Here is a 24,798-nt window from a genome sequence, read left to right as displayed (position 1 = left end):
TCACATCCTGAAGACGCCGTAGTTGACATCGGACAAAGGCGCGTTGGCCGTCGCCGACAGCGCGAGGCCGAGCACCGTGCGGGTGTCCGCCGGGTCGATCACACCGTCGTCCCACAGCCGCGCCGTCGAGTAGTACGGGCTCCCCTGCGCCTCGTACTGGTCGCGGATCGGCTCCTTGAAGGCCTCTTCGTCCTCAGCGGACCATTCGCCGCCGCGTGCCTCGATGGCGTCGCGGCGGACGGTGGACAGCACCGACGCCGCCTGCTCGCCGCCCATCACCGAGATCCGCGCGTTCGGCCACATCCACAGGAACCGCGGCGAGTACGCGCGGCCGCACATCGAATAGTTGCCGGCGCCGAACGAGCCGCCGATGACGACGGTCAGCTTCGGCACCCGCGCGCAGGCCACCGCGGTGACCATCTTCGCGCCGTGCTTGGCGATACCGCCCGCCTCGTAGGCGCGGCCGACCATGAAACCGGTGATGTTCTGCAGGAACAGCAGCGGGATCGAGCGTTTGTCGCACAGCTCGATGAAATGCGCGCCCTTCATCGCGGACTCGGCGAACAGCACGCCGTTGTTCGCGATGATGCCGACGGGATGGCCGTGGATCCGGGCGAACCCGGTGACCAGCGTCGAGCCGTACTCCTTCTTGAACTCGCCGAACCGGCTGCCGTCGACGATCCGCGCGATGACCTCGCGGACGTCGTAGGGGACGCGCGGGTCGGTCGGGACGACGCCGTACAGCTCGTTCGGGTCGGCGACCGGGGCCTCCGTCGGGAGGACGTCCCACGGGCGCGGCGTACGCGGGCCCAAGGTCGACACGATCGAGCGAACGATGCGCAAGGCGTCGGCGTCGTCTTCGGCCAGGTGGTCGGTGACGCCGGACTGACGCGAGTGGACGTCGCCGCCGCCGAGTTCCTCGGCCGTGACGACCTCGCCCGTCGCCGCCTTCACCAGCGGCGGGCCGCCGAGGAAGATGGTGCCCTGGTTCCGCACGATGACCGCTTCGTCGCTCATCGCCGGGACGTACGCGCCGCCCGCCGTGCAGGAGCCGAGCACCGCGGCGATCTGCGGGATACCGCGCGCGGACATCGTGGCCTGGTTGAAGAAGATCCGGCCGAAATGCTCACGATCCGGGAAGACCTCGTCCTGCCTCGGCAGGAACGCGCCGCCGGAGTCCACCAGGTAGACGCACGGCAGGTTGTTGTGCAGCGCGACCTCTTGCGCGCGCAGGTGCTTCTTGACCGTCATCGGGTAGTACGTGCCGCCCTTGACCGTCGCGTCGTTGGCGACGATCACGCATTCGCGGCCCGAGACCCGCCCGATCCCGGTGATGATCCCGGCCGACGGCGCCTCGTCGTCGTACAGTCCGGTGGCGGCCAGCGGGGACAGCTCCAGGAACGGCGAACCCGGGTCGAGGAGGGTGTCGACCCGGTCGCGTGGCAGGAGTTTGCCCCGCTCGACGTGGCGGGTGCGGGATTTCTCCGGGCCCCCGAGCCGGGCGGCGGCGAGCCGCTTGCGCAGGTCTTCGACCAGCTCGGCGTGGGAGGTGACGCTGCGGGCGTACTCGTCGCTGCCCGGATCGGCAGAAGTGCTCAGTACGGGTGTGTCCATGGCTCCTCGTCGCCAAGTTAGCCGTCGTTAACTCGCGTGCACAGGTTAACGCCCACTAACGTCGCTTGTCCACCGCACCCCGGAAGTACGTGAAGGCCCCCTTCACTGCGCTAGACGCAATGAAGGGGGCCTTCACGTACTGGAAATCAGCCGATGGCGGAGACCAGCGGGTTGTAGTAGCCGCCCCGCTGGCCGGTGGCCGTCGGGTGGTACGAGTTCACGATCGGCCAGGTGAGGCTGTGCAGGTAGTCGTCGGCCGACGAGCAGATGTTGTGCCCGGTGAACGCGCCCCGCACGTCGACGAACTTGGCACCGTTCGCCGAAGCACGAGCCGAGAGCACCGACGCCAGCGCGTCGGAACCCGAGTTGATCGCGGTGCGCTTCGTGTCGCTCAGCCCGACCGAGCACGAACCCGGCACCGTGTAGAAGCGCGGGTACCCGAGGACGACCAGCTTCGCACCGGGCGCCTTCGCCTTGATCTTGCTGTAGACGTTGTTCAGCAGCCCGGGAAGCGTGTTGTTCACGTAGGTCTTCGCGGTGTTGACCCGGTTGATGCAGGTCTGGTCGCTGCCGGTGGTGCAGGTGGTCATGACGTCGGCGAAACCGGCGTCGTTGCCGCCGACCGAGACCGTCACCAGCGTCGTGCTGGAGGTGACGTTCGCGATCTGGTTGAGCACGTCGCCGGTGCGCGCCCCCGAGCACGCGACGAACTTGAAGGTGGTCCCGGCGTGGGCGTTAGCCCACAGCTGGGGATAGGCGTTGGCACTGCGCATGCAATCGCCCGAGTTCCCGTAACTGCCGGCACCGACGCCGGACGAGTACGAGTCACCGAGCGCCACGTAGTTGGTCGCCGCTTGGGCGGTGCCCGCGAGACCGAGGGTGGCAAGGACAGCGACCCCCAGGGCCGCACCTAAACGAGTGAAGGAAAGAGCTTTGATCCGAGCAGGGACGGACATGGTCACTCCTTTGTGACAAGTTAACGAGAGACAGCATTACCAGGTGGTAGCCCCACACGACAGGGTCATTTCCCCAGGTAGCCCACTTGGCTCAGGCTGGAAGTACGGCCGCGTGTTAGCGCTCGCTAACACGCGGCCTTAATATGGCCAGATGCCGGCGAACCCCACCCCACTCGTGAACGGCGAGAAGGCGAACAGGCGTGAACAGATCATGGCCGCCGCCGCCGAGCTCTTCGCCCACCACGGTTTCCACGGCGTCGGCATCGACGACATCGGCGCGGCCGTCGGCATCTCCGGCCCGGCGCTGTACCGGCATTTCCGCAGCAAGGACGCCATCCTCGGCGAGATGCTGAACTCGATCAGCCGCTACCTCCTCGACGGCGGGACGGCCAGGGCGAGCCAGCGGGACGAGCCGGGTGAGGTCCTCGAAGCACTGGTGGATTTTCACGTCGACTTCGCGCTGACGCATCCCGCGTTGATCACCGTCCAGGAACGCAACCTCGCCAACCTCACCGACAGTGACCGCAAGCAGGTCCGCGCCCTGCAACGCCAGTACGTCGAGGTCTGGGTGCGGGCGATCAGCGACGCCGTCCCCGGGATCGGCGAGCGCCAGGCGCGTTCGGCGGCGCACGCGGTATTCGGGTTGATCAACTCGACGCCGTACAACCGCCATCTCGGTGACAGCGAACTGGCCGAGATGCTCTGCCGTCTCGCGCTGGGTGCACTGCACTCCGCCAAGTGACCACGACCGGGTTTCGGCCTATCCCCACTTTTCCGTCCTCTGGTGTTTGATAGGCACGTGGAGCCGGACAGGAGCGAGTACGAGCGGAGGCTCGTCGAAAAGGCGCAGCGTGCGCTCGTGGCGATCAGCCTCGGGGAGGACGCCGAGGCGCTCGACGAGCTCATGCCGACCGCCGCCGAGCCGCAGGCCCGCTCCGACGAGACCAAAGAGCTCGTGATGATGCTGTTCGGCGAATGCAGCGCCATGGTGTCGACGCTGGGTGATGGAGGAAGTGCGCCGGTCAAGGTGCAGGTGTTCGACGAGGACGGCGAAGAGGTCTCGATCGACCAGGCGGACCCGCCGGTGCGGACGGCCGTCCGCACGCTGCTGGCCGAGGTGCACGGCAACAGCGAGGCGGCGCAGGAACAGGTCGAGATCGCGCTCGCCAACGCCGCGCCGGACGAGGTCGACAGTCTTGTGCTGCAGGCGCTGCGGTGGACGATCCGGCTGTCGGCGGAATGCCTGGACCGGGACCTGCCGGTGGCGCCCTGGATCTCGGACGCCGTCGCGGACTAGCCGCTCGCGCTCGTGGCCGCCACGCGTGACTGGATGGACGACACGCGTGATCAGCCGGACGTCACGTGCGCCGTCCGGCTGATCACGCGAGTCGGCCGTCCAATCACGCGTGTCGTCCGTCTGATCACGCGTGGCGGCTATCCCAGCAGAAGCTTCACCAGCCGCCCGATCTGCTCGGTCTCGATCAGGAACGAGTCGTGCCCGTAAGGCGACGCGACGACGGCGAATTCCGCCCCGGCGACCCCGTCCGCGATGGCCCGCGACTGGTACAGCGGGTAGAGCCGGTCGCTGTCCACCCCGGCCGCGACGGTGCGCGCGGTGATCCGGCCGAGCGCGGTCGCGACGCCGCCCCGCCCGCGGCCGACGTCGTGGGTGTTCATCGATTCGGTGAGCACCACGTAGCTGCCCGCGTCGAACCGGCGTGACAGCTTCCCGGCATGATGGTCCAAATAGGACTCGACGGCGAACCGGCCGCCGCGCAGCGGGTCCTCACCGTCCTGATGGCGATGGCCGAACCGTTGCGCCAGTTCGGCTTCGCTGCGGTAAGTCGCGTGCGCGATGCGGCGCGCGATGCCGAGCCCGGCGTCCGGACCGCCGCCCGGGACGTCGTAGTAGTCGCCGCCGTGCCAGCCCGGATCGGACCGGATGGCGTGCAGTTGCGGTGCGGCCCAGGCGATCTGGTCGGCCGACGCCTGCGCGGTCGACGCGAGGACGAGCAGCGCCGCGACCCGCTCCGGTTCGCTCACCGCCCATTCCAGCGCACGCATCCCGCCCATGGAACCGCCGATCACCGCGGCCCACCGGCCGATGCCGAGCGCGTCGGCGAGGACGGTCTCGGCCGCTACCTGGTCCCGGACCGTCACGGCGGGAAACCTGCTGCCCCAAGGCTTTCCGTCCGGATGCGCCGACGACGGGCCGGTCGACCCCTGGCAGCCGCCGAGCACGTTCGGGACCACGACGAAGAACTCGTCCGTGTCGATCGCCTTGCCCGGCCCGATCAGGCCGTCCCACCAGCCGGGGCTGACGTGCCCCTCTTCCGCAGGGCCGACGGCGTGACTGTCCCCAGTGAGCGCGTGCTCGACGAGAATCGCGTTGGAGGCACTAGGGTTCAGTGTTCCCCAGGTCTCGTAGGCGAGCGTGAAGGGCAGCGTCCCACCGGTTTCGAGCGCCTGGACGCCGCTGACGAAGCGGCGACGTCCAGGCGGCTCTCCCTCTCGCCAAGCACCGGTCACAGAGCGGCCTTCGCCGCCCGGAATCCGGCCTCGAGGTCGGCCTTGAGGTCCTCGATCCCTTCCAGGCCGACGGCGAGCCGCACGAGGCCCGGCGTGACACCGCTCGACAGCTGCTCCTCCGGCGTGAGCTGGCTGTGCGTCGTCGACGCCGGGTGCACGATCAGGCTGCGCACGTCGCCGATGTTGACCAGCTGGCTGTGCAGTTCCGTACCGTCCACAAAGGCCCGTCCGGCTTCGACGCCGCCGCGGAGATCGAACGACAGCACCGCGCCGGCGCCCTTCGGCAGGTACTTCTTCGCGGCCTCGTGATACGGGCTCGACGGCAGCCCGGCGTAGTACACCTTCTCGACCTCGTCGCGCTGCTCCAGCCATTCGGCCAGCGCCTGCGCGTTGGACACGTGCCGCTCCAGCCGCAGCGAAAGTGTCTCGATCCCTTGCAGGATCAGGAAACTGTTGAGCGGCGCGATCGCGGCGCCGGTGTCGCGCAGGATCTGGACCCGGGCCTTGGCGGCGAACGCGCCCGGGCCGAGCGCCTCCCAGTACTTGAGACCGTGGTAGCTCGGGTCGGCCTCGTTGAACCCGGGGAACCGCGCCGGGTCCTTGCCGAAGTCGAAGGTGCCGCCGTCGACCAGCACCCCGGCGACCGTGGTGCCGTGCCCGCCGAGGTACTTGGTCGCCGAGTGGACCACGATGTCGGCGCCGTGCTCGATCGGGCGGACGAGGTACGGCGTCGGCACGGTGTTGTCCACGACCAGCGGGACACCGGACTCGTGCGCGGCGTCGGCGACCTTGCGGATGTCGAGGACGTTGCTGCCCGGGTTGGCCAGCGTCTCGGCGAAGAACAGCTTGGTGTTGGGCCGGACGGCGGCCTTCCACTGCTCGATGTCGTCCTGGTCTTCGACGAACGAGACCTCGATGCCGAGCTTCGGCAGCGTGTAGTGGAAGAGGTTGTACGTGCCGCCGTAGAGCGCCGGGCTGGAGACGAAATGGTCACCGGCGTTCGCGAGGTTGAGGATGGCCGCCGTCGTGGCCGCGGTCCCGGAGGCGAACGCCAGCGCCGCGACCCCGCCTTCGAGCGCGGCGAGCCGCTGCTCCAGCACGTCCTGCGTGGGGTTGTTGATCCGCGTGTAGATGTTCCCGGGCTCGGCGAGGCTGAACAGATCGGCGCCGTGCTGGCTGTCGCGGAACACGTACGAGGTGGTCTGGTAGATCGGGGTCGCCCGCGCGCCGGTGGCGGTGTCCGGCGCCGCACCCGCGTGGATCTGCTTGGTCTCGAACGACCATCCGTCCGCGCTCATCGCGATTCTCCTAGCGGCTCAAGGGGTTTCGGCTGTTGGCACCGAAGCTAGCTCCGCCGGACGGAGCACCCAACCGCTCTCAGGAGGTGGGATTCCTTTCCTGGAGAGCGAACCTGTTGCCCTCCGAATCGGTGAACATCGCCCACCAGCCCCACGGCTGCTTCTCCGGCTTGGCCGGGAACTCGACGCCCTTCGCCGAAAGCTCCTCGTACGTCTTTTCGATGTCGTCGGCGTAGAAGAAGAAATTGCCCGTCGGGAGTTCGTCCCGCACCTCGAAGCGCTTGAGGTCCTCCGGCGCGGTGCTCAGGACGAGCGACGTCACCCCATCGGCTGAAGTGACCTCGACCCACCGGTTCCCGTTGTCGTCGTACGGCACGTCGGTGGTGATCTCGAATCCGACGACTTCGGACCAGAACCGCTTCGCGCGCTCTTGATCCCGCACGCCGACCACGATCTTGTGCACGCCTCGAATCGCCACGTCCGCCTCCTTTGTATCCATAATGGATATAACGAGATCGGAGTGTATGCTTCGCGGATGGCCGACGGCAACCCGCAGCTCACCCCCGCGGCGTTCCAGACCCTGCTGGCGCTCGCGAAAGGGCGCGCGCACGGCTATGCGATCATGGGTTTCGTCGACGAGGTGAGCGGCGGCACCGACCGACTCGGCCCGGGCACGCTGTACCGGACCCTCGGCAGGCTCGTCGCCGACGGCCTGGTCGAAGAGGCCCCGGACGCGAGCGAGGACCAGCCGCACGACTCCCGCCGCCGCTACTACCGGCTGACCCGCGCCGGCCGCGAAGTCGCCGCCCGCGAGGCGGAGTTCCTGAGCAGGCTCGTCGCGGTCGCCGACCAGGCGGGGCTCCTGAAGCGCGCGGAGTCGGCGTGAGCCGGGCGCTCGGCTTGACGCCGCATCTGTTCGTCAAGGACGTCGACAGGTCGCTTTCCTTCTACGGCAAGGCGTGTGGCGCGCGGTGTTCGCGGGCGCGAGCGTGGAGGCGCCGGTCGAGGAGATGTTCTTCGGCGAACGCTACGGCCGGGAGGACTCCCCGCGAGGTCTGACGTGTGCGGTGGTCCCACCTGCTGGACAATCGCCCCATGGTTTCCGTGCGCACTGTCGTCGACCGGGTGGGGCCGACGCTGCTGCACGCCCTCCAGGTCCCCGAGGAGTCCCCCGCGGTCGGCGACGTCGTCATCGCCGAGCCCGGCCACACCCTGGCCGCGGGGGACCTTGTCCTCGGCGTCGCGATCACCGAGACCCCGGACGCCGCCGAACTCGTCAAGCTCAGCGCGGCCAAAGGCGCCGCCGCCGTCCTGCTGAAACCCCCGCTCGCGGCGAAACCCTCGGTGAAACGGGCGGCGAAATCGGCCGACATCGCGTTGATCGAGGTGCGCTCCGCGACGTCGTGGGCCCAGCTCGTCTGGCTGCTCAGGACGGTCCTCGACGCGCTGGCCGACGAGTCGGACGCGCTGGAGGACGGCGGCGGCCCCGGTTCCGGTGATCTCTTCCGGCTCGCGGACGCGGTCGCTTCGGTGGTCGACGCGCCCGTCACCATCGAGGACACCAACTCGCGGGTGCTCGCGTACTCGGCCCGGCAGGATCTGACCGACTCGGCGCGCGTGTCCACGATCATGGGCCGCCGCATCCCGGACGACGTGCTCGCGCGGTTCCGGTCGCGAGGCGTGTTCCGCGAACTTTCCCGTGGGCGGCAGACGATCTTCGTGCCCGCGCAACGCGACGGCACCCTGCCGCGGCTCATCGTGCCCATCAGGATGGGCGGCGAACTGCTGGGGTCGATGTGGGCGGTCGTCGCGGGCCCGGTCTCCGACGAACGCGCGGCCGCGTTCGCCGACGCGGCCCCCGTCGTCGCACTGCATCTGCTGCGCCGCCGCGCGCACACCGATTCGCAGCGCCGGGTCTCGGCCGAGCTCCTGCGCGCGCTCCTCGAAGGGAAGGCCAGTCCGCGCAAGGCGATCGCGGAACTCGACCTGTCCGAGGAGCCGCACCGCGTGGTCGTCATCGAGGTCTCCGGCGGCGACGGCCGCGACGACGAGGGCTTGCGGCTCGCGCTCCTCGAACGGATCTCGCAGGGTGTCGGCAGGCGGCCGGTGGCCACCGAACTCGGCGGCGTCCTCTACGCCGTCGTCCCGGACGGCGACGGCTGGGACGAACTCCGGGCGGCGCTCGAAGCCCTGCCGTCGTCGAGGAAGGGCGGGACACCGCGGGCGGCCGCCGGTTCGGCCTGCGAAATCGGCGAGCTCGCGACCTCACGGCTCCAGGCCGACGAGGCGCTGGGCCTGCTTCGCGCGAAGCTCGTCCCTGGCCGCGTCGTGGTCTTCGACGAGGCGTGGACAGCCCTTTCGCTGCATCGCGGCGCGACGGCGGCGAGCACCTCGAAGGTCGCCGAGCTCGGCCCGCTCGGCCTGCTGCGCGCGCACGACGAAGCTCACGAGAGCGGCTACGTCGACACGCTCTACCAGTGGCTGCGGCATCCGGGAGACCCGCGCGCGGCCGCGAAGGAACTCCGGATCCATCCCAACACCCTGCGGTACCGGATGCGGCGGCTGCTCGACCTCGTCCCGCTGGATCTCGACGATCCCGACGTCCGGCTGGCGTTGATCACGCAACTCGTTTCCCTGCGGTGGAGTTGATTCCACTACAAACTGCTCGATAACGAACACTTTGTAGCGCGACATTCCGCACCCGGACGTCAGGAAAGGGTCTTTCAGGACGGAAAACGTCTTGAAAGACCCTTTCATGACATTCGACGGTTCAGTGCGCGCTGGCGCGATATCCGTCCTCAATGGTCTGCCGTACCGCGGCGAGCAGATCGGCACCGGGGTAAAGCGGCAAAAGAACACCGGGGCCACCGTCGACCCGAAGCGCGGCTTCGTATCCGTGCCCGGGGGTTTCGACAAGGCCGACGATGACATCGGCCGGATTGCCTTCGGTGTCGACGGTGCGGACACGCCGCTCCCGCCGCCAGTCCTGATTTGTCATGCGGAACAGAATGGCAGCTTACCGGCCAGTAAGATCAACATCTTGACTCGATCGTGCTGCATTTACCGTTTCGCAGGTTGCACGACCGCGCCCACCCCCAGCGAACGCGGCCGTGCGTCATACCCGATAGCCGAGGTCTTCGGCGACGAATCTCTTCGGCACCATCCGGACCCAGACGGTCCCTTTCACCTCGGGATCATCGTGCAGGTAAGAACGAAAACGCGCATCCCATTTGCTCTCGTCGGGACCGAGATACCGGCTCAGCAGCCGCTGTCCACGAGGGACGTCGAACGGCAGCACCTCGGCCTCACCGCGCGCGAGCACCTGCCGCACCAGGCCGGTGCCGACGTCGCACACGTCGACGGTCACCGCGATCGACGGCGACTCGCGGACGAGACCGGCCAGCCGTGCCCATGGTCCGGTGAGGATCCAGAAGGCCTTCTTCTCCCAGAGGTACCAGGTGGGGCGTACAGATGGCCCGGCCGCGGCGACCCTGGCCGTCAGGGGACCGGCGAGGAATTCGTCGACGTCGAACATCAGACCTCGAGCAACGTCTTGCCGAGCGCGCCCCGCGACTGCATGACCGCGTGCGCGTCCGCCGCCCGCGCGAGCGGGAACCGTTGGCCGATCACGGGTTCCAGCCGTCCGGCGGCGGCTTCGGCGAGCGCGGACTCGGTGAACGCCCGCATCTGATCGGGCCCACCGAGGCCCCGGATCACCGTGACCCCGCGCGCGGCGGCGTCCTCTTCGGACACCTCCGTCCACGAACCACTCGACAGGCCGTAGATCAGCATCCGGCCGCCCGGCTTCAGCAAACCGAACGCCGCCGTCCCGATCTCACCGCCGACCCCGTCGAACACGACGTCGACCTCGCCCGCCTTCTCCGCCCAGCCCGGCTCGCGGTAGTCGACCGCCAGGTCGGCGCCCCGCTCCCGGACGTGCTCGGTCTTCGCGGCACCGCCCGCCGCGCCGACGACCTCGGCACCGGCGGCCTTGGCGAGCTGGACGACCAGTCCGCCGACCCCGCCGGCCGCCGCCTCGACGAGCACGCGCTCTCCCGGCCGGATCCGCGCGGCGGTCACCAGCGCGGTCGCCGTGCGGCCGTCGGCGAGGATCGCCACCGCGGCGTCGAGGGCCAGGCCGTCCGGCACCTCGAAGACGGCGTCGGCGTCGACCGCGACCCGTTCCGCGTAGCCCCCGGAACCGCCGGTGGAGGTCACGACGCGCTTGCCGACCAGACCGAGGTCCGTCCCTTCGCCGACCGCGCTGATCACGCCGCCGACGCCGTTGCCCGGGATCAGCGGCGGCTCGGCGCGGAACGGCCCGCCCCCGCCCGCCCGGAACTGCGTCTCGACGAACGTGATGTTGGCGAAGGCCACCTCGATCAGCACCTGGCCCGCTGCGGGCACGGGATCCGGGGCGTCGCCCGCGACGAGCACTTCGGGCCCGCCGAACTCTTTCAACCACACGGCTCTCATGTGACCCAAGGTGCAAGCTCCAGTTGACTGGAGGTCAAGCGATTGTGCCGCGAAAACCATGATCGGTTCTCAACACTGTCTCCAGCGAACGATGACACCGCCGTCCGGGTGGCTCACCGTGAGTGGCAGCACCTTGTTCGCAGAACCGTCGCCAGGAGGCTTTCCGTGCGTATCGCCGTCCCCCGTGAGATCAAGAAGCATGAATACCGGGTGGCGCTCACCCCGGCGGGCGTGCACGAACTGACCGGGCGCGGCCACGACGTCTTCGTCGAGACCGGCGCGGGCGTCGGCTCGTCCATCTCCGACGACGAGTACGTCGCCGCGGGCGCGAAGATCCTCGCCACCGCCGAGGAGACCTGGTCCGAGGGCGAACTCGTGCTCAAGGTCAAGGAGCCGATCGCCGAGGAGTACCCGCGGCTGCGCGCCGACCAGGTGCTGTTCACCTACCTGCACATCGCCGCGGACCGGCCGCTGACCGACGCGCTGCTGGCCGCGGGCACCACCGCGATCGCCTACGAGACGGTGCAGACCCCGAACCGCGCGCTGCCGCTGCTCGCGCCGATGTCCGAGGTCGCCGGACGGCTGGCGCCGCAGGTGGGCGCGTTCTCCCTGATGAAGCCGAGCGGTGGCCGCGGCGTGCTTCCCGGCGGCATCCCCGGCGTCCACCCGGCGCGCGTGGTCGTGATCGGCGGCGGTGTCGCCGGCCTCAACGCGGCGCGGGTCGCCCTCGGCCTCGGCTCGGACGTCGAGATCCTCGACACCAACGTCGACCGCCTCCGCCAGATCGACAACGACTTCGGCGGCCGCATCCGCACGGTGACCTCGAACGCGCTTTCGGTCGAGCAGTCCGTGCTGGAGGCCGACATGGTCATCGGCGCGGTGCTCGTGCCCGGCGCGAAGGCCCCGAAGCTGGTCTCGAACGACCTCGTGTCGCGGATGCGTCCCGGCAGCGTGCTGGTGGACATCGCGATCGACCAGGGCGGCTGCTTCGCCGACTCGCGGCCGACCACGCACGACGAGCCGACCTACAAGGTCCACGAGTCGGTCTTCTACTGCGTCGCGAACATGCCGGGCGCGGTGCCCCGCACCTCGACCTACGGCCTGACCAACGTGACGCTGCCGTACGCCGTCCAGCTGGCGGACCACGGCTGGCAGAAGGCGCTGCAGGCCGACGCTTCGCTCGCGAAGGGCCTCAACACGCACGCGGGCGCGCTGACCAACGCCCCGGTCGCGGCCGCGCACGACCTGCCCGCCACGGAGCTGGCCGCCGTCCTGGCCTGACCCCCACGCCACACTCCCACGCGAGGGACCTTTGCCCAAGAGCAAAGGTCCCTCGCTCCTTTTTGCGGCTTTCCGGCCCTCGGCTCCCCACGGTCGCGGCACACTGTCCGCGGGGAGGTACTCGATGGAATTCGAGGTACTGGGGCCGATCCGCATCCGATCCGTCACCGTCACCGGACGTCTGCAGAAGGTCCTTCTGGGGACGCTGCTGGCGAACGCCAACCGCGACGTCCCGGCGAGCACGCTCGTTGACGTCTTGTGGCCGGGGAAAACCGACGATTCCGCGTCGAAGCTGTATCTGCACGTCCACAAGCTGAGGCGGCTGCTCGGCGAACCGGATCGGCTGGCGAGCGGGGAGGGTGGCTACCACCTGCGGGTGCTGCCGGGGGAACTCGACGCCCAGCGGTTCGAGTCTCTCGTGGACGAAGCCGTCGCGAGCGATCCGCGGCGGTGCGCCGAACTTTCGCGTGAGGCGCTCGCCTTGTGGCGCGGTGAGCCGTACGACGGGCTCGACTCGCCGGAGCTGGCCGAGCGGGCGCGGCGGCTCACCGAGCGCCGGCTGGCCGCCATCGAAACGCTGTGCCAGGCCGAACTCGCCGACGGCGGGCCTTCGTCCCTGGTGGACGAGCTGACCGAACTGATCCGCCGTCACCCGTTCCGGGAACGCCTGCACGAACTGCTGATGATCGCGCTCTACCGCGCGGGGCGGCGCACGACGGCCTTGGGCGTCTACCGCGCGGCACGACGGCTGTTCGTCGAAGAACTCGGGATCGAGCCGGGTCCGGAGCTTCGCGAAGCCGAAAGGCGAATCCTCGCCGGGTTACCGATCGAGCCGGCGGGCTCGACGGCACCGGCGGTCGTGCCGTCGGAACTGCCCCGCACCGTACGGAACTTCGTCGGCAGGGCGGCGGAGCTGTCCGAATTGGACGATCAGCTCGCCCTGTCCGGCCGGGATTCGGCACCGGTGTGCGTCGTGGTGGGCACCGCTGGCGTCGGCAAGACCGCGACGGTGGTCCGCTGGGGCAACCGCGTCCGCCCCCGCTTCCCCGACGGCCAGCTGTACGTCGACCTCCGGGGTTACGGGCCGGAGCAGCCGCCCTCGGCCGCGAACGTGCTCGAAGGATTCCTCCAGGCACTCGGTGTAGAAGGACCGGCGATCCCCCGCGACCTCCCGGCGCGGGCGGCGCGGTTCCGGGCGCTGGCCGCCCGCCGCCGTCTGCTCGTCGTACTCGACAACGCGCGGACCTGTGAGCAGGTCCGGCCTCTGCTGCCGATGAGTTCCTCCTGCCACGTCGTCGTGACGAGCCGGGATTCACTCGCCGGGCTGGTGGCCCGTGACGGCGCGAACAGGATCGTCCTGCGACGGCTACCGTCTTCCGACGCGCGGGAATTGTTCCGTGGCCTCGCGGGCGAACGGACGGACGACGCCGACGCGATCGACAAGGTGGTGCGGCAGTGCGTCCGGCTGCCGCTCGCCCTGCGGGTCGCCGCGGAGATCTTCCGCGCCCGCGACAACATCAGCGTCGCCGACCTCGCCGCCGAACTGGCGGACGAGCACCGGCGCCTCGACCTGATGGACGCCGACGGCGACGCCCACACCGCGATCCGCTCGGTGTTCTCCCGGTCCTTCCATCACCTGCCACCGTCCTCCGCGCGGCTCTTCGTCCTGTGGGGCCTCCATCCCGGGCACGACCTCACGGCGTCTGCGTTCGCCGCGCTCTCCGGCGAAGACCTGCGTGCCACTCGAAAGGCTCTCGACGCGCTCACCCGATCGCACCTCGTCGAGGAGGGCTTCGCCGGGCGCTACCGGACACACGACCTGCTCCGCGCCTACGCACGGGAACTCGCGGACGAGGTCGAGCCCGCCTCCCGTGAGGCGGGCATGCGACGGCTGTTCGTGTGGTTCCTGCGCACGGTGATCGCGGCCCGCGCGTTCGTCGACCCGAAGGCCCGGGTGATCGACTTGAGCGGGGTGGAGGAGACGCGAACCGAAGCACCGTTCCACACCCGCGACGACGCGCTCGCCTGGTTCGCCTCCGAGCGCGCGAACCTGGTGACCCTGGTGCGGACCGCGGCGGAACAGGGCGCCGACCACATCTGCTGCCTGCTGGCCGCCGCGCTGATGCGGTTGTTCTACCTGACCAAACACTGGGACGACTGGCTGGTCACCCACGAGATCGCGGTGGCCGCGGCCCGGCGGTCGGGAAGACGCGTCGACGAGGCCTACCTGCTGCTCGGCCTCGGGAACGCACACGACGACGTCGGCGGCTTCGAGAAGGCGATCGAGTACTTCCGCACCACGGCGGAGGTGTTCCACGAGCTCGGCAACCGCCACGGGCAGGCGTGGACGTTGAACAACCTCGGCGTGACACAGGACAGCATGGGCCGCTTCGCCGAAGCGGCGAAAAGTTACACGGCCGCGCTGGAGATGTTCCAGGCGGACCGCGACCTCCACGGCGAGGGCATCGCGCTGAACAATCTCGGCGATCTTCGCCGTCAGCAGGGCCTCTTCGACGACTCCCTGCGTCACCTGCGGAACGCCGTCGCACTGCAGCGGAGCAGCGGCGATCGCACGTCGCTGCGGTTCACCCTGCGCACGCTCGGCGATCTGTACCGGGACAAGGGACTGCGGGAGCAGGCGAGCGAGGAGTACCGGGACGCGCTCGCGATCACGCGCGAACTGGACGACCGGTGGGGCTCCGCGCGGCTGCTCGTCCAGCTCGCCGACCTGTCGGTGGCGGACGGACGTGAAACCGAGGCTCGGGACCATCTCCACGAGGCACTCGGGCTGTGCACGGCCACCGGCGACCCGATCGCCGAGAAGATCCGGGCCCGCCTCGGCGCGTGAGGGCCCACGCGCCGAGGCGGCCGGGTTTCCCCGGATCAGGCGGGTTCCGCTTCCGCCGTGTCCGGTTCGTCGGGGGTGGTGACGCCGCCTGGCGATTCGGCCATCCCGGCTTCGGCAGGCAGCTTCTTGTCCTCCGGCGGGTGTTCCGGCGCCGGTTCGAGGACCCACTTGTCCGGGTTGCTCACTTCGGACGGCAGTGTTCCCGGCGCCGGGAAGCTGAGCGCGGAGATCTCGACGGCCTTGACGTTGGACGCGAACTCGCCCATCGTCGAGAGGGCGTTCTCGATGAGATCGGCGTAGCTGGTGGCCAGGTCGTTGATCGCGCCGAGCACCTCGGTCGGGTCGAAAAGACTGGCACAGCCTGCGGCCGCCTTCGTGATGAACCCGATGGCCATCCCCCACGTCTCATGCACGAAGGCGATCGTTTGGGCGAGCAGGGAGCCCACCTCCCCCAGTTTCGCGGCCGTCAGGTCGCACTCCTGGACGACCCGATCGGTGTGGGTCTTGAACGCGTCGAACGCGCCTCCCTGCCAATACGCGTCCAGCGAACCGAGTTTCGTGTTCAGCCCGTCGGCAACCGTGCTCGGTGTCTTCTGCGCTTCGCCCCATTGGGTGGCGCGCGACGAGGGGATCGTGCGGTCGCCGAGAAGCTTGCGGATCTCGTCGAGAATCACCCTCACCCCGGTGGCGACGGCGGGACCGCAGACAGTGCTCAAGAAATCCGCGGCGTCCTGCACTGTCGCCGCGTCTCCTTCCGGGTACGGCGCGGGTTCAGTCATCGTCGCTCCCCAGGTAGCCGAACTGCTCGTAGTACTCGGCGTCTTGCGCGGCGTAGGTGTTGGCGACGGTGACGAGCGCGGACTCGGTGTCCTCGAAACTCGTGATCGCCTCGCCGAGTTTCTCGACGATGAGCTTGCACGCGTCGTTGTACGCCTCGATGTATCCCGCGCCGGTGGCGAGCAGACCGAGGTCGCCCGGTTGCATCGTCAGCCCGCCGATCGTGTCCTTGAGCGTGGTCCACGATTCGGCCGCGGTCTGGAACTCCGTCGCCATGTCCGCGAGCGATTCCGGGACGACCTCGTAGCCGGTTCCCTCTGCCATCAGAGCCTTCTCCGTTCGATCCGCTCGGACCTGGCGGCCTGTTCGGCCCGCTCGATCGCCGAGAGGAGGTGGCCGCCGAGCGCGGCCGGGTTCATCGTGCGCAGTGCCCGCTCGTCGAGGTCGACGGCGACCAGGTCACCGGCCTCGTCGACGTGGACCCTGCCGAGACCGGCGTCGATGTCCGCGCCGGCGAAGTGTTCTTCTCGCCGGGAGGTCGCCCGCCTGTCGTCTTCGTCATCGAGGTCGTGGAGCCGCAGCAGGCCGTTCATCGGACGCCCACCCGGGCCAGCCGCCGATATTCGGCGCGGGCCTCTTCACGCGCCTGACCGACCGCCTCGACGATGTACGCGCCGAGTTCTCCACTGCGGCTGCGTGCCACCGCGGCCCGGTCGATGTGGATCCCGACGAGCCGCGCCCGATGATCCACCTCCGCCCGCACAAGTCCCCCACGTGCCGACGCGGTGTAGTGCCGCCCCGCCAGCTCCCCCTCGGCCTGCACAAGCGCGGCCTTGCTCCTCGCGAGCAGTTCCGCGAACTCTCTGATCTTCCGTACCGGATCTATGTCCACCGGTCGTCTCCCCTCGTCACCTAACAGACGACAGGATCACGCCCCGACCTTTCCCAGACCTTTCCCCGCGCTCCGTACCCTGCGCGCTCTCGCCCGGCCAGGGCGCTCCGCGCCCTAGGCCACCCCGTCGAGACCGGCGCCGACCGCACCGCGGGGGTCCGGGGGGCTCGGCCCCCCGGGTGATACGACGAAGCCCCACCTTCGGGAAGACGCGCCAGCGTCGACCGAAGTGGGGCAAAGGGGCTGAGGGCGGCCCGCTCGACCAGCCTGGGGGTCACTGGGAGCGGGCCGCCTCCTACATCGTAGGTAATAAGTGGCCGTCGCGCTGCATGGGGTTGCCATGTCTTCCGAATTATTTCTTCACGAACCGCTGGCCAGGTCGGTGATTTTCCGCGCTCTGCGTCGTATATCCGGTAGTCAGCGGCCATTCGGCGCAGCGACGGGTGCCCTGGAGGACGCATCCGTCACCCGGTCGAACGTGACGAAGGTCGCTTTCGGCGGATTGACCCCTTCCTCGGGTACGGACTCACCCCGTGAGGCAGGATGTCGCGTGATCGGCCTTCGTCAACAAAAGGGGACGGTATGCACGACGGCAGTGGCCGCATCGCGGTGCAGAACCTGAGCAAGCAGTTCGGTGCGGTCAACGCGGTCCAGAATCTGAGCTTCACGGTGGAGCCCGGTTCGGTGACCGGCTTCCTGGGGCCCAACGGGGCCGGGAAGACGACGACGCTGAGGATGCTGCTCGGGCTGGTGACGCCCACGAACGGCACGGCGACCATCAACGGGCGCCCGCACGACCAGCTGGGGAATCCGGCACGGGTCGTCGGTTCGGTGCTGGAGAACGAGGGTTTCCACCCGGGTCGCACGGCGCGGAATCACCTGCGCGTGTACTCGGCGGCGATCGGGATGCCGGATCAGCGGGTGGACGAGGTCCTGGGGCTGGTGGGTCTTTCGTCGGCGGCGGACCGCAAGGCGGGCGGGTTCTCGCTCGGTATGCGGCAGCGGCTGGCGCTGGCGACGGCGTTGCTGGGGAATCCGCAGGTGCTGGTGCTGGACGAGCCGACGAACGGGCTCGACCCCGAAGGCATCCTGTGGCTTCGGAACTTCCTGCGCGCGTACGCGCGTGAGGGGCGCACGGTGCTGGTCTCGAGCCACCTTCTGAACGAGGTGGAGCAGACGATCGACCAGGTCGTGATCATCAGCCAGGGCATGACGCGCTACAACGGCTCGCTGGACCAGTTGCGCAAGAGCAACCAGTCCCGGGTGCTGGTGCAGTCCGCCGACGCGAGCGGTCTCGTCTCCGCGTTGCAGGAGGCGGGGATCACGCAGGTCGCGCCGATGCCCGACGGCCGGGTCGCGGTCTCCGGCGCGACGGTGCAGCAGATCGGTGACGTCTCCGCGAAGGCGAGCATCGCGGTCTACGGCATGCAGGAGGAGACGGCGGATCTTGAGCGCATGTTCTTCCAGCTGACGCAGGGCCAGTACGCGGCGCCGCAGCCCGGTTTCCAGCAGGGCCCGCCGCCGGGCTACCAGGGTCCGCCTCCGGGCTATCAGGGCCCGCCGCCCGGTTATCAGGGGCCGCCGCCCGGCTACGCGCCGCAGAACACGCCGCCGCCCGGTTTCGCGCCGCCGCAGCAGTTCCAACAGCAGGGTCAGCCGCCGCAGCAACCGCAGTACCAGCAGGCGCCGCCTCAGCAGCAGGCGCAGCAGCAGGGCCAGAACGAGGGCTGGGGAGGCCAGGGCTGATGGGCAACCTGATCAAGGCGGAGTTCCGCAAGACGCTCACGCTCAAGGCGTGGTGGGCGCTGATGATCCCCGCGGTGGTCTTCGCTTTCGCGTTCGCCCTGTTCTGGGGCATGGTCACCAACGACTTCAGCGACTTCCTCGGCCGCTCGGACACCCGTGAGCTGACCGAGGCGCTCGGCATCTCGACCGGTGAGCTGCCGGTCGGTCTGCTCGCGCTCGGGCACGGCATCAACATCGGCACGATGATCCCGATCATCTTCGGCGTCTTCGCCCTCGCCGGCGAGTACACGAAGAAGACGATCACGACGACGTTCCTCACCGCCCCGAACCGGGTTTCGGCGTTGAGCGCGAAGATGATCACCTACATCGCCTGGGGCGCGATCTACGGCGTGATCATCGTGGGCGCGGCGAGCCTCGGCACCGTGATCACGGTCGACAGCCAGCGCCTGCCGACGGCGGGCCAGTGGCTGGGCGTGCTGGGCGCGGGTGTCCTCGCGACGATCCTGGCGACCCTGTTCGGTATCGGGGTCGGCGCGGTCTGGCGCAGCGTGGTCGGCAGCATCATCACGCTGACCATCTGGATGCTGGTGGTCGAGAACGTGCTGGTGTTCGTCATGTTCGGTGCCGCGGACATCACCTGGCTGGGCGGCGTCCTGCCGAACGGCACGGTCAACGGCATCGTGGGCGCCATCGGCGCGGAGGCGTTCGGCGCCGCCGGCGTGAAGGTGCCCGGCCTGCAGGACGAGACGGCGTGGGCGCTGCAGTACGCGGCCGGTGCCCCGGGCGCGTTCTCGTGGTGGGCCTCGGCGCTCATCTTCTTCGGCTGGACGATGATCTTCTTCCTCGCCGGCTGGGCCGTGAACCAGAAGAAGGACATCACGTAAGTCACAGTCCACAAGCGCCATGAAAGGTCCTTTCCTTGCAAATTTCGCAAGGAAAGGACCTTTCATGGCGTTCGGCCCTGCGCGAACCGGCCGGGACTGTCGGTGCGGACGCCTAGGCTTGCGGGGTGACTACTGCTCCACCTCGTCCGCGTCAAGCCAGTCCGGCTCGTGAGACCACCCCCGCACCCGCCGGAGGCTGGATCCGCCGTCTGGCCGCTTCGTGCTGGAAACATCCGTGGCTCGTCGTGCTCTCGCTGGGTGCGGCGATCATCGGCGTCGGGCTCCAGGCCGCCGGTCCGCTGCTGATCCGCGAGGCGCTGGACGACGCCGTCGCGGGCGACACCTCCCGCCTCGGCCTGCTCGCCACCGTGATGGCGGTGCTGCAGGTGCTGACCTTCGGCAACGCGTTCGCCCGCCGGTACGTCGGCGGGCGGCTGGCCCTCGACGTCCAGCACGACCTGCGCCGCCAGGTGTTCGGCGCGGTCTCGCGGCTCGACGGCGGCAAGCAGGACGCGTTGCGCACCGGGCAGGTCGCCTCGCGCGCGATCTCGGATCTGCAGCTGGTCACTTCGGTCCTGATGCAGGTGCCGCTTTCGGCGGGTTCGGTGATCTTCGCGTTGCTGTCACTCGGCGCGATGCTGTGGATGTCGCCGACACTGACCTTGATCGCGATGGTGGTCGCCCCGGCGATCGCGATCATCATGGCGGTGAGCCGGAAACGGCTCTTCCCCGCGACCTGGGCGGCCCAGCAGCGCGCGGCCGACGTCGCGCAGCAGGTCGAGGAGACCGTCACCGGCGTACGCGTCGTGAAGGGTTTCGGCCAGGAAGCGCGCGAAGTCGCGAAGCTGGAGAAGACGGCGAAGAAGCTCTTCGCGGAACGTATGCGCGCGGCCCGGCTGTCCTCGTTGCCCACGGCCACGACGGCGGCCCTTCCCGCCGCGGGACAGGTCGCGGTGCTGGCGGTCGGCGGCGTCCTGGCGTTGAAGGGCGAGGTCAGCCTCGGCACCTTCCTGGCGTTCGCGACCTATCTGTCCATCCTGATCGGCCCGGCGCGGATGATCTCCAGCCTGGTCGTGCAGGCCCAGCTGACCAGGGCGGGCGCGGAACGGGTCAACGAACTCATCGACGCGCAGCCCGACGTCGTCGACAGCCCGGACGCGCGGCCGCTGCCCGACGGCCCGCTCGGTGTCCGGCTGGAGGACGTCTCCTTCGGCTACACGCGGTCGGATCCCGTGCTCGACGGTCTCACCCTGGAGGCGCGGCCGGGCGAAACACTCGCGCTGGTCGGCACGGCCGGTTCGGGCAAATCGACGATCTCCTTGCTGCTGCCCCGGTTCTACGACGTGCACAGCGGCTCGGTCCAGGTCGGCGACCTCGACGTCCGCGACGTCCGGCAGCACGATCTGCGCGGTGCGATCGGCGTGGTCTTCGAAGAGGCGTTCCTCTTCTCGTCGTCGGTACGCGACAACATCGCCTACGGCAGGCCGGACGCGAGCGACGAAGAGATCCGCGCGGCCGCGCGGGCCGCGGAAGCGGACGAGTTCATCCAGCGTCTCCCCGACGGCTACGACACGCTCGTCGGCGAGCGCGGGCTCACGTTGTCCGGCGGTCAGCGGCAACGGCTCGGCCTCGCCAGGGCGCTGATGACCGATCCGCGCGTGCTGGTCCTCGACGACGCGACCTCCGCCATCGACACGGTCACCGAGGCGGCGATCCACGACACGCTGCGTTCGGTCACCGCGAGCCGGACGACCCTGCTGATCGCGCACCGCCGCTCCACCCTCGCCCTCGCCGACCGGATCGCCGTGCTCGACAAGGGCCGCGTCGTCGACGTCGGCACCGAGGAGGAACTGCTAGCCCGCTGCCCGCTGTTCCGCGAACTCGTCGCGGGTCCGGGTGACGACGTCGAGGAGCCGCATCGCTGCGAGGGTCTCGACTGCGGTCCCGCCGGGATCACCCCCGCGCTGTGGCCGGAGCAGGACAAGGCCGACGAGCTGGCCGGCGAGCGGAAGGGCTCGGGCGGCGAATGGGACGTCGACCTGCCGCCGAGCCAGGAACTCATCGAGGGTGTCCGGAAACTGCCGCCCGCCACGGATGTCCCGCGGTTGCCGGGCACGGATGTCACCGCGCCCGAACCGAAGTTCCGCCTCGGCCGCCTGCTGAAACCGGTGCGCGGCCCGCTCGCCCTGGTGATCGGGCTGGTCGCGGCGGACGCGCTGGCCACCATCGCGATGCCCGCGCTGTATCAGCACGGCATCGACAACGGGGTGCGCGCCGGCGCGGAGGCGGTGATCTGGCTGGCCGCCGGGATCGGCGCGCTGGTGATCCTCACCGACTGGCTGGTGGTGTACCTCCAGACGAAGATGACGGCGCGGGTCGGCGAGACGGTGCTGTATTCGCTGCGCGTGCGCAGTTACGCCCATCTGCAACGGCTCGGGCTCGACTTCTACGAACGCGAGCTGTCCGGGAAGATCATGACCCGGATGACCACCGACGTCGACGCGCTCTCGACCTTCCTGCAGACCGGTGTCGCGCAGGCGGTGGTGAGCGCGCTGACGCTGGTCGGGATCGCGGCGGCGTTGATGATCACCGACATCGGCTTGGCCGCGTACGCGCTCGCGGTGCTGCCGATCCTCGTCGTGGCGACCGTGATCTTCCGACGAGCGTCGTCCAAGGCGTACACCGAAGCCCGGGAACGGGTCAGTGTCGTCAACGCGGACATGCAGGAGAACGTGAACGGGCTGCGGGTCGCGCAGGCGTACACGCGCGAGGAGCGCACGGCTGAGAAGTTCGCGTCCCGAAGCGACGAATACCGGCGTTCGCGACTTCGCGCCCAGCGTCTCGTCGCGACGTACTTCCCTTTCGCGGCAATGCTTTCCGGACTGGCCGAGGTCGTCGTGCTGATCGTCGGCGCGAACCGGGTGGCGGCGGGTACGTTGTCGGCCGGTGTGCTGGTGGCGTTCCTGTTGTACCTGGGGCAGTTCTTCTCACCGATCCAGCAACTGTCCTCGGTGTTCGACGGCTACCAGCAGGCGCGGGTCGGCCTGACGCGGATCGGCGATCTCCTGCGCACACCGACTTCCGTTCCGCAGGCGGAAAACCCGGTCGCCATGCCGGAGCGCCTGCGCGGCGAGGTCTCCTTCAAGGACGTCGATTTCGCTTACACCGCAACGGACGAACCTGCCCTTTCACAGCTCTCACTCGAAGTCGCGCCCGGCGAGACCGTCGCACTGGTCGGCGCGACGGGCGCCGGGAAGTCGACGGCGGTGAAGCTCGTCGCGCGCTTCTACGACGCGACAGGCGGCGTGGTGCGAATCGACGGGACCGACATCCGCGAGTACGACCTCGCCGCCCTGCGCACGCGAATGGGCGTGGTACCGCAGGAAGCGCATCTGTTCTCGGGAACCGTCGCGGACAATGTGCGCTACGGCAGGCCTTCCGCGACGGACGCGGAGGTCGAGGAAGCGGTCCGGTCCGTCGGCGCGCTCGACGGTGTCGCCGCGCTCCCGGCCGGTTTCCACCAGCCCGTCGGTGAACGCGGACGGTCCCTTTCGGCCGGGCAACGGCAACTCGTCGCCCTCGCCCGCGCCGAACTCGTGGACCCGGACGTCCTCCTGCTCGACGAGGCGACCGCGGCACTCGACCCGTCCACCGAAGCCGCCGTCCTGCGCGCGACCGAACAACTCGCGCGCCGCCGCACGACGTTCGTGGTCGCGCACCGTCTCGCCACCGCCGCCAAGGCGGACCGGATCGTGGTGCTGGACCACGGCCGGATCATCGAACAGGGCACGCACGCGGAACTCGTCGCCGCGGGCGGCCATTACGCCCGCCTTTGGTCCCTCGGCTGACCGTGCCGTGGTCGTGTCGTCCGTCCAGTCGCGCGTGTCGTCCGTCCAATCACGCGTGTCGCGCCTTCAAGCACGCGAGTCGCGCCTTCAAGCACGTCGAACGCCGCTCACGACGCCGTAACCCCCCTCACCCAGCCGCGAGGTCGAGCTGGAACTGCGCCCCCGGCGTCTCCGGCTCCCACCCCCGCGCCAGCGCCTGCCGGATCGCGCGTTCGACGTCCGAAGGCAGCACCGCCTTCGATGGCACGCCCAGGTAATTCAACGGATGCGCGTGCTCGGTCCGGACCACCAGCACGGCACCCCGCGCGTCCTCGAGTTCCACTCCGTACGAAAGGAAGAATCCGCCTTCCTGTGCATAAGTGGGCTTACGCCGGACGATCCACCGGTAAGCGGTGTCATCGACCACGATTCGTCGCGATCCCTTGCGCAGCAATGCCATGCGTTCAGCATGACCCGATGAGCAAGGGAATTTCGGTCGCGCACGCCCACGGCACCTGTCACGCTGACCGGGAAATGAACGAAGAGATCCCGGCGCGGCAGATCCGCGCCCTGTACACCGAAACCACGATCCGCGTCTATCAGGCGTACGCCCCGGCCATCGCCGATGCCGCGCTGAAGGCCGGCACTTTCGTGCCGCCGTTCAAACGCGAACGCATGACCTGGATCAAGCCGTCCTTCCTCTGGATGGCGTACCGCTGCGGCTGGGCCGCGAAGCCCGGCCAAGAGCGCGTACTCGCCCTCGACATCACTCGCGAGGGTTTCGCCTGGGCGCTCGAACACGCGGCGCTCAGCCACTACGACGCGGACGTCCATCCCGACCGGAAGACGTGGCAGAACGAGGTCAAGACCAGTCCGGTCCGCATCCAGTGGGATCCGGAACGCAGCATCCGGCTCGGTCCTCTGAGGCACCGTTCGCTCCAGATGGGACTGAGCGGCGAGGCCGTCGATCGCTATGTCGACAAATGGATCACGGCGGTCACCGACGTCACCCCGGTCATGCGCGAAGTCGGCGCCCTGGTCGCGGCGAACCGCATCGAAGACGCCGAAGCGCTGCTACCCGCGGAGCGTCCGTACCCCGGCTAGGGCCGCCACTTGAGGCCGCCCATCCCGGCGACCTCCAGGTCCTGGACCGAAGCCCACCGGACGGTCCCCGGCCGGACGTGCACGCCTGCCGCGACCGTCCAGTCCGGCTCGTCGGGCTCGACGTGCTCCATCTCCTTGAAGTCGGCGAGCGTCGGCCAGACCGCCGAGCACGAGTCGCACATCAGCACGACCTTGCCGGACTCGGTGACCAGCGGGCGCACACGCCCCTCGTCCCAGAACGACGGGCACTCGTCCAGCCACATGGGCCGCCACCACCTCGCGGGGATCGGCGGCCGGCACGACACCGGCCGCATCCTCCACCCAGCGAAGCGCCCCGACGTGAACTCCAGGCTGTCCGGGCACGACGACCCAGCCAACCTTTACCGACCAAACAGTGACTTGACCTGCACGGACAGTGAAAGTGGCAGCAAGGGTCCCTTGCTCCCCCGGACAGCGGCGGGCGAGGGCGGCGGGTGGCCTATTTTCGGTCTCTTGATCGAGACAGTGACCCATCACCTAGTGCGCCACGCCTCACACAGGCCAGTTCCATCACACGGCTGCGACCG

24 protein-coding genes are annotated in these 24,798 nt (G+C 69.3%); 10 read left to right on the top strand and 14 right to left on the bottom strand.

Annotation, left to right across the window (positions count from 1 at the left end; translation table 11 throughout):
* Entirely contained in the window at positions 1-1,614 is a 1,614-nt protein-coding gene (locus tag AJAP_RS05375; protein ID WP_038508722.1) for a carboxyl transferase domain-containing protein, read from the bottom strand.
* Positions 1,615-1,760: 146 nt separating this feature from the next.
* Entirely contained in the window at positions 1,761-2,570 is an 810-nt protein-coding gene (locus AJAP_RS05370; protein WP_051972348.1) for an SGNH/GDSL hydrolase family protein, read from the bottom strand.
* Positions 2,571-2,721: 151 nt separating this feature from the next.
* Between AJAP_RS05370 and AJAP_RS05365 the strand changes: the two genes are divergently transcribed.
* Together AJAP_RS05365 and AJAP_RS05360 are read left to right on the top strand one after the other, a co-directional pair.
* On the top strand, positions 2,722-3,312 hold the full coding sequence (locus AJAP_RS05365; protein WP_016337026.1) for an SACE_7040 family transcriptional regulator: 591 nt from the start codon (positions 2,722-2,724) through the stop codon (positions 3,310-3,312).
* 57 nt (positions 3,313-3,369) lie between these two features.
* Complete coding sequence (locus AJAP_RS05360; protein WP_016337027.1) at positions 3,370-3,867, top strand: hypothetical protein; 498 nt, start codon at positions 3,370-3,372, stop codon at positions 3,865-3,867.
* 137 nt (positions 3,868-4,004) lie between these two features.
* Here AJAP_RS05360 and metX read toward each other — a convergent pair whose 3' ends face one another.
* The 3 genes from metX to AJAP_RS05345 form a co-directional block, all read right to left on the bottom strand.
* Positions 4,005-5,099, bottom strand: a complete 1,095-nt coding sequence (gene metX / locus AJAP_RS05355; protein WP_038508719.1) for a homoserine O-acetyltransferase MetX — start codon at positions 5,097-5,099, stop codon at positions 4,005-4,007.
* Positions 5,096-6,397, bottom strand: a complete 1,302-nt coding sequence (locus AJAP_RS05350; RefSeq protein ID WP_037341140.1) for a bifunctional o-acetylhomoserine/o-acetylserine sulfhydrylase — start codon at positions 6,395-6,397, stop codon at positions 5,096-5,098. Before AJAP_RS05350 ends, metX begins: the two co-directional genes overlap by 4 nt.
* A gap of 79 nt (positions 6,398-6,476) precedes the next feature.
* Entirely contained in the window at positions 6,477-6,875 is a 399-nt protein-coding gene (locus tag AJAP_RS05345) for a VOC family protein (protein WP_038508717.1), read from the bottom strand.
* A 57-nt stretch (positions 6,876-6,932) separates the two neighbouring features.
* Here AJAP_RS05345 and AJAP_RS05340 point away from each other — a divergent pair, with 57 nt between their 5' ends.
* Together AJAP_RS05340 and AJAP_RS05335 are read left to right on the top strand one after the other, a co-directional pair.
* Positions 6,933-7,283, top strand: a complete 351-nt coding sequence (locus AJAP_RS05340; RefSeq protein WP_038508714.1) for a PadR family transcriptional regulator — start codon at positions 6,933-6,935, stop codon at positions 7,281-7,283.
* A 209-nt stretch (positions 7,284-7,492) separates the two neighbouring features.
* Positions 7,493-9,046 (top strand): PucR family transcriptional regulator, encoded by a 1,554-nt coding sequence (locus AJAP_RS05335; protein ID WP_038508713.1) that lies wholly within the window; start codon positions 7,493-7,495, stop codon positions 9,044-9,046.
* 121 nt (positions 9,047-9,167) lie between these two features.
* On the opposite strand, the gene AJAP_RS05330 is transcribed toward AJAP_RS05335, so the two are convergent.
* The 3 genes from AJAP_RS05330 to AJAP_RS05320 form a co-directional block, all read right to left on the bottom strand.
* Positions 9,168-9,395 carry a hypothetical protein gene (locus tag AJAP_RS05330; protein ID WP_007033850.1) on the bottom strand — a complete coding sequence of 76 codons (228 nt, stop codon included), beginning with the start codon at positions 9,393-9,395 and terminating at the stop codon, positions 9,168-9,170.
* Between the two features lie 117 nt (positions 9,396-9,512).
* The gene (locus AJAP_RS05325) at positions 9,513-9,932 is read right to left on the bottom strand and encodes a pyridoxamine 5'-phosphate oxidase family protein (protein WP_038508711.1); all 420 of its coding nucleotides are present in this window, start codon (positions 9,930-9,932) and stop codon (positions 9,513-9,515) included.
* Complete coding sequence (locus AJAP_RS05320; protein WP_038508709.1) at positions 9,932-10,873, bottom strand: zinc-binding dehydrogenase; 942 nt, start codon at positions 10,871-10,873, stop codon at positions 9,932-9,934. Before AJAP_RS05320 ends, AJAP_RS05325 begins: the two co-directional genes overlap by 1 nt.
* Positions 10,874-11,038: 165 nt before the next feature.
* On the opposite strand from AJAP_RS05320, the gene ald reads away from it, so the two are divergent.
* Both ald and AJAP_RS05310 read left to right on the top strand, forming a co-directional pair.
* A complete protein-coding gene (ald, locus tag AJAP_RS05315; RefSeq protein ID WP_016337037.1) occupies positions 11,039-12,154 on the top strand; it encodes an alanine dehydrogenase in 1,116 nt (371 codons plus the stop codon).
* 124 nt (positions 12,155-12,278) lie between these two features.
* Entirely contained in the window at positions 12,279-15,002 is a 2,724-nt protein-coding gene (locus tag AJAP_RS05310; protein WP_051972347.1) for an AfsR/SARP family transcriptional regulator, read from the top strand.
* Between the two features lie 35 nt (positions 15,003-15,037).
* Here AJAP_RS05310 and AJAP_RS05305 read toward each other — a convergent pair whose 3' ends face one another.
* Genes AJAP_RS05305 through AJAP_RS05290 form a run of 4 tightly spaced genes read right to left on the bottom strand, consistent with a single transcriptional unit; the run spans position 15,038 to position 16,671 of the window.
* A complete protein-coding gene (locus AJAP_RS05305; RefSeq protein ID WP_148311450.1) occupies positions 15,038-15,781 on the bottom strand; it encodes a WXG100 family type VII secretion target in 744 nt (247 codons plus the stop codon).
* Positions 15,774-16,103 carry a hypothetical protein gene (locus tag AJAP_RS05300; protein WP_038508704.1) on the bottom strand — a complete coding sequence of 110 codons (330 nt, stop codon included), beginning with the start codon at positions 16,101-16,103 and terminating at the stop codon, positions 15,774-15,776. The genes AJAP_RS05305 and AJAP_RS05300 overlap by 8 nt, the downstream gene beginning before the upstream one ends.
* Positions 16,103-16,372, bottom strand: coding sequence for a hypothetical protein (locus tag AJAP_RS05295; protein ID WP_038508702.1), 270 nt, complete (start codon positions 16,370-16,372; stop codon positions 16,103-16,105). The genes AJAP_RS05300 and AJAP_RS05295 overlap by 1 nt, the downstream gene beginning before the upstream one ends.
* On the bottom strand, positions 16,369-16,671 hold the full coding sequence (locus AJAP_RS05290; RefSeq protein WP_038508700.1) for a YbaB/EbfC family nucleoid-associated protein: 303 nt from the start codon (positions 16,669-16,671) through the stop codon (positions 16,369-16,371). Before AJAP_RS05290 ends, AJAP_RS05295 begins: the two co-directional genes overlap by 4 nt.
* 582 nt (positions 16,672-17,253) lie before the next feature.
* Between AJAP_RS05290 and AJAP_RS05285 the strand changes: the two genes are divergently transcribed.
* The 3 genes from AJAP_RS05285 to AJAP_RS05275 all read left to right on the top strand — a co-directional run bounded on the left by AJAP_RS05285 (position 17,254) and on the right by AJAP_RS05275 (position 23,149).
* Positions 17,254-18,417, top strand: coding sequence for an ABC transporter ATP-binding protein (locus tag AJAP_RS05285; RefSeq protein WP_038508698.1), 1,164 nt, complete (start codon positions 17,254-17,256; stop codon positions 18,415-18,417).
* The gene (locus tag AJAP_RS05280; protein ID WP_005150670.1) at positions 18,417-19,301 is read left to right on the top strand and encodes an ABC-2 transporter permease; all 885 of its coding nucleotides are present in this window, start codon (positions 18,417-18,419) and stop codon (positions 19,299-19,301) included. Before AJAP_RS05285 ends, AJAP_RS05280 begins: the two co-directional genes overlap by 1 nt.
* Positions 19,302-19,426: 125 nt before the next feature.
* The gene (locus tag AJAP_RS05275; RefSeq protein ID WP_407639397.1) at positions 19,427-23,149 is read left to right on the top strand and encodes an ABC transporter ATP-binding protein; all 3,723 of its coding nucleotides are present in this window, start codon (positions 19,427-19,429) and stop codon (positions 23,147-23,149) included.
* Between the two features lie 127 nt (positions 23,150-23,276).
* Here the strand turns inward: AJAP_RS05275 and AJAP_RS05270 are convergent, their stop codons facing one another.
* The gene (locus AJAP_RS05270; protein WP_038508694.1) at positions 23,277-23,588 is read right to left on the bottom strand and encodes a hypothetical protein; all 312 of its coding nucleotides are present in this window, start codon (positions 23,586-23,588) and stop codon (positions 23,277-23,279) included.
* 74 nt (positions 23,589-23,662) lie between these two features.
* On the opposite strand from AJAP_RS05270, the gene AJAP_RS05265 reads away from it, so the two are divergent.
* On the top strand, positions 23,663-24,232 hold the full coding sequence (locus AJAP_RS05265) for a DUF4291 domain-containing protein (RefSeq protein ID WP_038508692.1): 570 nt from the start codon (positions 23,663-23,665) through the stop codon (positions 24,230-24,232).
* Here the strand turns inward: AJAP_RS05265 and AJAP_RS05260 are convergent.
* Positions 24,229-24,495, bottom strand: coding sequence for a hypothetical protein (locus AJAP_RS05260; RefSeq protein ID WP_037341106.1), 267 nt, complete (start codon positions 24,493-24,495; stop codon positions 24,229-24,231). The two genes, AJAP_RS05265 and AJAP_RS05260, sit on opposite strands and share 4 nt — an antisense overlap.
* Positions 24,496-24,798: the final 303 nt, after the last annotated feature.

Origin of the sequence: Amycolatopsis japonica, from assembly GCF_000732925.1 — a bacterium.
Lineage (GTDB): Bacteria > Actinomycetota > Actinomycetes > Mycobacteriales > Pseudonocardiaceae > Amycolatopsis > Amycolatopsis japonica.
Note: the sequence above shows the minus strand (reverse complement) of the source record. Positions and strands in the feature narration are given on the sequence as shown.